Annotated in this window: 5 protein-coding genes; all 5 read right to left on the minus strand. The window is 58.4% G+C overall.

Annotation, left to right across the window (positions count from 1 at the left end; all coding sequences use genetic code 11):
* Positions 1-160: 160 nt before the first annotated feature.
* Positions 161-1,339 carry an acetyl-CoA C-acetyltransferase gene (locus ACPLUI_RS07610; protein ID WP_424659668.1) on the minus strand — a complete coding sequence of 393 codons (1,179 nt, stop codon included), beginning with the start codon at positions 1,337-1,339 and terminating at the stop codon, positions 161-163.
* A 254-nt stretch (positions 1,340-1,593) separates the two neighbouring features.
* On the minus strand, positions 1,594-3,669 hold the full coding sequence (locus ACPLUI_RS07615; RefSeq protein ID WP_424659669.1) for a sigma 54-interacting transcriptional regulator: 2,076 nt from the start codon (positions 3,667-3,669) through the stop codon (positions 1,594-1,596).
* A 66-nt stretch (positions 3,670-3,735) separates the two neighbouring features.
* A complete protein-coding gene (locus ACPLUI_RS07620; protein ID WP_424659670.1) occupies positions 3,736-4,476 on the minus strand; it encodes an epoxyqueuosine reductase in 741 nt (246 codons plus the stop codon).
* A gap of 68 nt (positions 4,477-4,544) precedes the next feature.
* Positions 4,545-5,369 carry an SWIM zinc finger family protein gene (locus tag ACPLUI_RS07625; protein WP_424659671.1) on the minus strand — a complete coding sequence of 275 codons (825 nt, stop codon included), beginning with the start codon at positions 5,367-5,369 and terminating at the stop codon, positions 4,545-4,547.
* Between the two features lie 20 nt (positions 5,370-5,389).
* A partial coding sequence (locus ACPLUI_RS07630) for a DEAD/DEAH box helicase (protein WP_424659672.1) occupies positions 5,390-8,287 on the minus strand: 2,898 nt, incomplete at its 5' end.

Below are 8,287 nucleotides of genomic sequence, written 5' to 3' on the forward strand. Positions count from 1 at the left end.
CATCTTCTTCGTCAATGGCAGCGGCCCGTGGAGCCACCTTCTCTTCAGACATCCGCCTTACCACCTGGCGAAGCATCTCCAGATCCTCCGTTAGTTGATAATGCATACACATCGCTCCTGTTAAAATATTTTTTGCGGTGAGCTGAACACTCGAAACCCGTTACACCCTCTCCAAAATCAGAGCCATCCCCATGCCGCCGCCGACACACAGGGAAGCCAGACCCAGGCGGAGGTCGCGGCGGGCCATTTCGTAAAGCAGGGTTACCACTATGCGCGCGCCGGTACATCCTACGGGATGGCCCAGGGCTATACCGCTGCCGTTGACATTGGTGATCTCTCGATTTAATTCCAGAAGCTTTTCACAGGCCAGGTATTGGGCTGCAAAGGCTTCGTTCAATTCAACCAGCTGGATATCTCCCAGGGTAAGCCCGGCCCTCTTGAGCGCCTTACGTATGGCCGGCACCGGCCCATAACCCATCAGGTCCGGCTCCACCCCGGCCCGGGCGAAACTGACGATGCGAGCCATGGGCTTTAAACCCAGTTCCCTGGCTTTGGACGCGGACATGAGCAAAACAGCCGCCGCGCCGTCATTGAGCCCCGAGGCGTTGCCGGCCGTGACCGTACCGTTCTTGCGGAAAACCGGCGGGAGCTGCGCCAGCTTTTCCATGGTTACGTCCGGGCGGGGGTGTTCATCCCTGTCCACCACCCTGGGGGGCCCTTTGCGCTGCGGTACGGACACCGGAACGATTTCTTCCTTAAAGCGGCCTTCTTCAATGGCCCGGCAGGCGTTCTGGTGGCTGCGCAGGGCGATCTCGTCCTGTTCCTCCCGTGTGATCCCGTATTTATCCGCCAGTCTTTCGGCCGTTTCCCCCATTAAAATGTGATGAATGGGGTCGGTCAAAGTTTCCCAGAGAGCATCGGTCATTTCACCATGCTGCAGGCGTTGACCCCAGCGGGCACCCTTCAGCACATAGGGAACGGAACTCATGGCTTCGGTACCCCCGGCCACCACAATTTCCGAATCACCGGTGACGATCTGCTGGTAGCCGGAAACAATGGCCTGCATCGCAGAGGAACACTGGCGCTGGATGGTCATGCCCGTAACCTGCACCGGTAGACCGGCCACCAGGGCTGCCGTTCTGGCCACGTTGGGCTCGTCTGAACGCTGGATACAATTCCCTAGGATTACATCATCTACCATATCCCCCGTTATGCCGGCCCGCCTCAATACTTCTTGAATGACTGGCACGGCCAGCTGGTGGGAAAGCATATCCCTGAACGCACCACCAAAGTCACCAATGGCCGTTCTAACTGCTGCTACAATTACCACGTCCTCCATAAATTAACTCCCCCTCTTTCTCCAACTCTATCTTTGGCTCTCAATTCTAAAGATTCTTGCAATAATAATGCCAGGAAAAAGAGGGGCTGGCAGATTTATCTCAACCCGCCTGCCCTTAAAGTTTTAAAAATGCCCCTTCCCCCCGAAACCCGATGCATTAAACGAAATGCATCGGGTTTGCATCAGAAACAAAGCCACCTCCGGCGTTTTAACAGAGGCGGCCTTAACTGCCTCAGGCAACAGTGCCTGCCCGACTAAGAACGGGAGGTAGAAAGATTGTACCCGTATTTCTTCAACCACCTTACTACAGTGGACTGGTTCACACCTAAAGCTGCAGCCACTTTCCTGGTACTCCCCAGCTTCCGGTACAGATTCAAAAGCAACTCCGGCTCCGGGCTCCCCTTTTTCACCAGTCCGGAAGCGGCCATTTTCCTGATATGTTCCGGCAGAGACCCCGGCCTGATTACCTCTTCCAGAGAGATAACCACCAACCGCTCCATGACGTTCTCCAGTTCCCGGACATTACCCGGCCAGGGATAGTTTTGTAACCACTCCATGGTTTCAGGGGCTATCTGCCTGAAAACATTGAACTTTTTATTGAAACGATGCAGGAAGTGATGCACCAGTACAGGGATATCCTCGGGGCGCTCCCGCAGAGCAGGGATGCGAATGGGTATTACATTGATCCTGTAGTAAAGATCCCTTCGAAAAGCACCCTCCTCGACCATCTGCTGCAGATCCCTGTTGGTCGCCGCAATCAAGCGGAAGTTTACAGGGCACGGCTTTATCCCCCCAAGACGGCGCACCTGCTTTTCCTGAATCACCGTTAAGAGTTTTGCCTGGAGGCCTGGGGGAAGTTCTCCGATCTCATTCAAAAAAAGAGTGCCTCCTTCCGCCATTTCAATCAGCCCCGGTTTCCCCTGGCGGTCGGCACCGGTGAAAGCACCCGGCGTATAGCCAAAAAGTTCTGATTCCAGGAGGTTCTCCGGTATAGCCGCACAGTCAACGGAGATAAACGGCCCCGACGCCCTGGCGGACCGCTGGTGGATAAAGCGGGCCAGGAGATCTTTACCGGTTCCCGACTCACCGAGAATGAGAATGTTGCTGTCATAGGGTGCCACCCTTTGAGCCACGGCCAGCACGTCCCTCATGGACGAGCTTTTGGCCACCAGCCTGCCCGGTTCCCGGGCTTCCCAGCGTAGACTTTCCAGTTCAGCATGGTAACGAGCCCGCTCTTCTTCCAGCTGGCGGCGCAGTTCGGCCAACTCGGTCAGGTCCCGGCAGTTAACCACGATCCGGCGAATGCCACGGTTTTGCTCGTCCATTATGGGAGTCGCGGTGGTCAGCACTTCCCGCCCCGTCCGCAGGCGTTCGATAACACAGGCGGAACCTCCCTTTTCGAGCGCTGCCAGCACCGCCAGAAAGGACAGGTAACCGCTCTGGACGAGGTCCTTCGCCCTCAACCCCCGGATCTTTTCCCCCGGGACCCCTTCCACCTGCTCATAGGTGCGGTTAAGCTTAATCAATCTGCCTTCTTCATCGACCAGGGCAATCCCCTCACTGGATGCATTAATAATGGTATCAAGTTCCTGGGCCATTCTTTTTACCGTTTCCAGCTGCTGGGAAAGTGCTTCTACTTCGGAAACATCATGGAAAAGACTCACCGCACCGATAATCTTGTGGCCATAAATTACAGGTGCCTGGTTGGCAATGACGGTGGTCCGGTGCAGGACGATCTTCTGGCCGTAACTGGCCTTGCCCGTCTGCAGCACATTAAGCAAACCCGATTGTGGAATAACTTCCTCTAGATGGCGGCCCACCACCCGGTCAACAGGTAGACCGGTAATTCGTGCGGCGGACTGGTTGAAAATAACCACCGTTCCTTTTTCATCAACCGCACAAATGCCTGTAAGGGCACAGTTTAAAACTGCATTCAAAAAGCTGATAATATTTTCATATTTTTGTTCAAAAGCCTGCACCAGGCGGGTGCGGGTCATCATCCCCACCAGCCGGTTCTGCCGGTCCACGACCGGCAAACGGCCAATTCCGTACTTCAGGGCCATCTCCCACGCGTTCTCAGGTACGTCATCTTCAAATATGGTGTGCACCTGCCGGCGCATCAGATGGCGCACAGCGGTTTCCACGGGCATGCCCTTTGCGATGGCCCGCATAACATGAGTCTTGGTAAAGATCCCGACCAGCTTCCCGGTCTCGTCTACCACCGGAGCCCCGTCAATTTCGTATTCACTGAAAATCCTGGCCGCATGATGAACGGTATCATCAGGTCGCAGACATACGGGCTCTCTGGCCATGAAGTCCCGGATTAGCATGGTCGCACACCCACCTCCAGAGATCTGTCGTCGTAAATATTCAGTGAACCCGGTGAACCCAGCACATCACGGCACCCCCAGGGAGCAGGGACCGGTGGCGCATTTTCCACAAACGTCGCAAAGGCCGAGGTCGCTGTAATAAGCGTCCACTTCCAGAAGGCGCCGGTAACACTTCTTTTTATCCAGCCCCTCCACACTTAACGCCCCGGTGGGGCAGAGCTTGATACAGGCCGTACAGGTTCCTTCCCGCCGGTACAGGCAGTTCTCCCCAGCCACCGGCGGGTTTGGGGAGAGATCCACATCCACCACCAGACTCCCCAGGCGACCGGCACACCCGGACGGAGTGATGAGCATGTGGTGCAGCCCGAAGGTACCCAACCCGCAAAGGAAGGCTACATGTTTGTGGGACCAGAAAGACACCAGGGCCACCGGGTCAAAATTATGGGTGGGCTCCTGCCAGGCGGCCTTTACCCCCCGGCCTTCCAGTTCCCGGGCCAGCACACGGCATATTTCGCCGATCAAACGGTTTGTTTCAATATAGGCCTCCGCCCACTGGCGGCTAATGTAAGGATCCCGGCGGTGGATTTTCACCAGCTCCGGAGTGAAGGGGAGGAAAAAAGCCACCACGGAGCGGGCGCCCGGCAATAAGTCTTGCGGGAGCAAATGGCCGGGGCCGACCACTTCCTTTAATTTAGCAAACCCGGGGTTACCGGCCCGGGCAAAACCAACGAGGGGGGTGCGGTAGCTGGTTTTGCCCCGGTGGTTATTGACCTCCCTGATAATGACTTCTTGAATAAACTTTTCCATTTTATCCTCCCAGCTTCACGCACAGGCTTCCATGCGGAATCAAGAGCGAGCTTGCCCACCGGTCGGGATCAACCGGCACCCCGGTCACCATCGCCGGGCCATTCTTCCTGCGCCCGGCGGCTTATGAGCCTGTAGATGTCGGCCAGAACCACGTCCGGAGGCTCCTTCCCCTTCCAGAATGGAGGCGGTCCAAGGGTTTTCAGCAGCCCGGCCTCCACTTCCGGCGGCACCGGCCAAAAGCGCAGGCCGGTCAGCTCTTCACCTTCATCCCAGAAGCGGTCGAGCTCTCCTTCCAGGGACGGGCCGCCGGCTGGTTCCGGCGAAACCGGAGCAATCTCCTCCTGCTCTTCCTGTTCCACCCGGGCCGCCCTTTTTTCCCTCAGGGCGGAAATCAACTGCTCCCGGGTGCGGCCCCGGAGCAGGAAGAGGAAAAAGGGGTCTTCATCAAATTTCTCTCCCAGCAGGTAATAGACGGCGGCAATATGCTTGCAGGGATTGGCCCAGTCGGGACACGAACAATCGGTCCTGATATCCCCCGCCGAGCGGGGGAACAGGGACAGGCGCGCCTCGCGGAAGGCCTCTTCAATATCCCGGGGCATCTCCCCCGCGAGAAGCAGGGCGGCAAAAACGGCCCGGCCGGCCATGATACCTGTCACCCTTTCCCATTCCCGGTCTGAAAGGGTCTTAACCTCTATGGTCACCCGGTAGGGACGCGGGCGGCTGCCCTGCACCCGGGCCGAAACCACCCCGGGTTTTATATCGATTTCCAGAACGTTGCCCGCCCTGGCGTAAGCCCGTCCCCGCCGTAGCCTCGTATCCCAGCCGAAAGATTCCAGTACCTCGAGCCAGCGCCTGCCCCACCAGGTGGCACCAAAATCTCTTTTGGAAGCCAAAAGCCTTCACCATCCCCTTCCTACTCTTCACCCAGTACCCGGGCACGCAGGGTCAACAGTTCCCGCAATTCTGCAGTAGTCATTTCCGTGAGCCACTCCTCGGCACTTGTCACAATAGTTGCAGCCAGACTCTTTTTCTCCTCAATCAACTGGTCTATGCGCTCTTCCAGGGTGCCGCCGGTGACAAACTTGTAGACGAAAACATTGAGTTTCTGACCTATACGGAAAGCCCTGTCGGTGGCCTGGTCTTCCACTGCCGGGTTCCACCAGCGGTCGAAGTGGAAGACGTGGTTGGCCCGCGTCAGATTCAGGCCCACCCCGCCGGCCTTCAGGGAAATTACGAAAAACGGCGGCCCGCCCTGCTGCTGGAAGCGTTCCACCATGCGGTCCCGCTGGCGCTGGCCCACACCACCATGCAGGAAAAGTACCTCCCGGCCAAATTGGGCCTGCAGGTGGTTCTTCAAAATTTCCCCCATGCGGGCGAACTGGGTAAAGATCAACGCCTTCTCGCCGCCGGCCAGCACTTCTTCCAGCATTTCCAGAAGGCGCTTCATTTTACCCGACCGCCGGGCCGACAGTATGCCGTCGCCAAGAAACTGCGCCGGGTGGTTGCAGATCTGCTTCAACCTGGTGAGAGCAGACAGGATCAGGCCCCGACGCTCCATGCCTTCCGCCTTTTCTATGCGTTCCATCATCTCCTGGACCACCGCTTCATACAGGGTGGCCTGCTCCCTGGTGAGATTACAGTAGACCCGGCTTTCCTGTTTTTCCGGCAGGTCCTGGATAATACGGGGGTCGGTTTTCACCCTGCGCAGGATGAACGGCTTCACCAGCTGCTGCAGCCGCCGGGTCTTTTCCCGGTTCCCGTACCGCTCTACAGGCAGGGCGAAACGGCGGTTGAAATCGGCCGCCGGGCCTAAAAAACCGGGGTTTAAAAAGTCCATGATGGACCAAAGTTCCGAAAGGCGGTTCTCCACCGGTGTGCCGGTAAGGGCAAAGCGGTAGCCCGCTTTTAATTTCTTCACGCTGCGGGTCTGTTTGGCAGCCGGGTTTTTGATGTTCTGGGCCTCGTCCAGAACCACCCCGTCCCATTCCACTTCCGCCAGCAGACGTTCGTCCCGCTGAACCAGGGAATAAGTAGTGAGGACAAGGTGGCAGGCACCAGCCTCCCGGACAAACTTCTTACCCCGCAACCGCTGCGGCCCGTGATGAACCAGAACCTTCAAGTCCGGTGCGAAACGGGCCACTTCCCGCTGCCAGTTGCCCACCACTGAAGTGGGGCATACCAGCAGGGACGGCCCCCGGGCTCGCCCCTCTTCCAGGCGGTGCAGCAAAAAAGCAATAAACTGCACGGTCTTGCCCAGTCCCATATCATCGGCCAGGCAGCCGCCCATGCCCATGCGGGCTAGAAAGGCCAGCCAGGAAAAGCCCCTTTCCTGGTACGGGCGCAACTGTCCCCGGAACCCCGCCGGCAACGGCTGCGGGTCCAGTTTATCATCATTCTTCAATTTCTCCAGCAGCGGGGACAGTTCTCCCTCTCCCGTCACGTCCAGCACGGGCAGGTCATCAAGCTCCAGGCCGGACCGGGTCTGCATACCCGCCGCCAGGCGCATGGCCTCCCCCAGGGTGATAACATTATTTTCCCTGCTTCCGGCCAGCACTTCCAGGATCTTTTCCACCTGCCGGGGCACAAGTTCCACCCACCGCCCCCTCACTTGCACCAGAGGAAGCTTTAAGGCCACCAGCTTTTCAAATTCTTCCCTGCTGATGGTCTCCCCGCCCAGGGCCAGTTCCCATTGGAACTCCACCAGGGTATCCAGTCCGAGGATTCCCCGGCCCACCCCTTCACTCTGCCCTTCCTTATATCTTCTCAACTTTAAACGCATACCCGGAACGGGTCCGTCAGCTCCCCCACCCCACCAGGAAGGTACCTGCACGCCCAAACCCCTTTCCTGAAACAACGGCACGGCCTGCTTCAGGAAAGCATACGCCTCGGCAGTGGTGAGTTCACAACGGGTGGGACAGGGTTCCTGCAAGGACCTCTCCAGCGGCGGGAAAAGCCGGCAGGCCTGACCCAGGTCGGCCAGGAGGCGCTCCTGGGGGTTTTCAAAGCGCCGGTGCAGGAAAGTTAAGGCGGCACCGCTTTCCTTCCACACCATCTCCACCGGCACCAGCAGGCTTGGGTCATCCACGGCCTGCAAGAAGAAACTCAAAGTCCAGGTTTCTTCGTCAGCGGGCGGCGGTTCCAGGCGGAAACAGGTGCGAAAAGAAACCTGCCGGCGCCGGGACAAGGGCAAGCGCCAGGCTATTAACTGCCCGGTCATTTCCTTGAGCATGTCCTGCGGCAATTCCACCGGCCCTCCCCCACGGACCAGCGCCTGCACCCAGCGAGCGGCCGGACTGTTTTGACGGCCCTTGATCCGTGCACCGGGCGATGAGACCAGCCATCCGGATATCTTTTCCTGCACCACCTGGCGGACAAAATCCATCACCAGGATGTCGGGCGCCGGGAGGATGGTTGCGATCCCTTCCGGCGGGCCGGGGCCATTTTTCAAAGCGGCCACGGCACGGCATACCGGTGGCATGGACCGGGCCAGCAACTCCAACCGGGAGAGGTCTTCCCTGGCGTTGAACGCGGGCCTCCAGACGGCCTGATAGCTTTTTTCATCCAGCAGGGGGATAAACCGCTGCCTGACCATCAGCTCCATGGCCCAGAGCGTGACCCGGCGCCAGTAGTGCCAGCCGGCGGACAGCATGACCACATCCCGAGAAAAGCCACCCTTCAAAAACATCTCGGCGACCTGACCGGCGGGAAACAAAAACCCCTCCACCAGCCAGGGCCTCAACACGACTTCTTCATCCGGGGAAACTGGTTCATCGGTGGCGCCGGCCACCGGTAAAAGGGGTGAAGGCAGCGG

Origin of the sequence: Desulfofundulus sp., from assembly GCF_049701015.1 — a bacterium.
In the GTDB taxonomy this organism is placed as follows: domain Bacteria; phylum Bacillota; class Desulfotomaculia; order Desulfotomaculales; family Desulfovirgulaceae; genus Desulfofundulus.